1 protein-coding gene is annotated in these 1391 nt (G+C 49.7%); it reads right to left on the bottom strand.

Annotation, left to right across the window (positions count from 1 at the left end; translation table 11 throughout):
* Window positions 1-276: 276 nt before the first annotated feature.
* On the bottom strand, window positions 277-1302 hold the full coding sequence (locus CWM57_RS27025; protein ID WP_025711640.1) for an IS110 family transposase: 1026 nt from the start codon (window positions 1300-1302) through the stop codon (window positions 277-279).
* Window positions 1303-1391: the final 89 nt, after the last annotated feature.

The raw sequence follows: 1391 nt of genomic DNA, 5'->3' as shown, positions 1-1391 counted from the left end.
TATATGGACGCTCCCGGAATGCAATGCTTTCTTCAGTTCAGTAATAAAACGGGTAGGTGCAGCCATATATCCGGTTTCTGATGGGATTTCTTTATCCCGAACCATGATGAAATCCGCCAGGCAGGTACCAATCATCCTCTGCGAGCTGACTTGCCCTTGCTACCTCTCGGTGTATCCTGCCTGCGGTCTTACCTGTTTTGCCATCTTCTGAAGTCACCTGCACCTGCCAGGACGTTAACTCTTTTTCAACACCTCGTCAGATTGACTGACCTTGTGTCAGGCAGGCTGGCGAGGTTGATATTCAGTATTGTGTGTCAACATTGACCACATGATCCTTGCCGTTTTTGCCGCCATGGCGACAACAGCTACATTGTAGTGCTTCCGCTCAAGTAGTCCCTGAAGCCAGGAATTCTCCTCAACCGCGCCATTCCGGTTGACCCAGGCGGTAAGTGCACGTGCGCCGTGAACCAGCAGGTATCGGAAATATCCATCGCCACGTTTGCTGATCCCTCCCAGTTGCTGTTTCCCTCCGCTGGAATGTTCCTTTGGTGTCAGCCCCAGCCATGAAGCGAACTGCTTTGCGGTACTGAATTGTCGGGCATTACCCACAGCTGCTACCACATAAGTGGCCGTTAGCATGCCAACCCCCGGGATTTTGGCCATTCTCTGGCAGGCTTCCTGCGTTCTGTACCAGGAGTCCAGAGCTTCTTCTACCTGTTTAACTTGCTCCTCAAGTTCCCGGATATGTTTAGACTGTCTGTAGATGCTGGTTCTGACGAAGGGAGATAAACCATTTTCGCCGTCCTCCAGAATGGCTGGCAGCTCACAGGTTAAATGGCTTTGTCCGGCCGCAATCGTAATTCCAAACTCAGCAAGTGTGGCTCTTAAACTATTGGAACAGGCGATCCGCTCACGGATAAGTATTCCCCGTTCAGTGTGTAACGCTAGAACGGCCTGCTGCTCTTCGGTTTTTATCTGTACAAAACGCATATTCGGGCGGGTTACCGCTTCGCAAATTGCTTCAGCGTCTGCTGCATCCGTCTTGTTCGTTTTGACATAGGGCTTCACATATTGCGGAGGAATGAGTTTTACCTCATGGCCGTGGCGACTGAATAACCGTGCAAAATGATGGCTGGATGAACAGGCTTCCATGCCAATCAGGCAAGGATCCAGTTGAATAACAAACTGAACGAACTTAGCCCGAGTCAGCTTCTTACGCAAAATAGTATGGCCTTCGTGATCGACACCATGAAGCTGAAAAACGTTCTTTGCCAGGTCGATACCAAGAGTTGATACTTTCATGTGGACGCTCCTCATTTTTTAGGACGTATTGCAACGATCCAGTCTGGTACTTTGATACCGTAAAATCTGGAGCGTCCATCTCATTATCC

The sequence above is a fragment of the Klebsiella sp. G-Nf4 genome, from assembly GCF_002810615.1.
GTDB classification, from domain to species: Bacteria; Pseudomonadota; Gammaproteobacteria; order Enterobacterales; family Enterobacteriaceae; genus Klebsiella; species Klebsiella variicola.
This window is presented reverse-complemented; position numbering and strand designations above follow the sequence as displayed.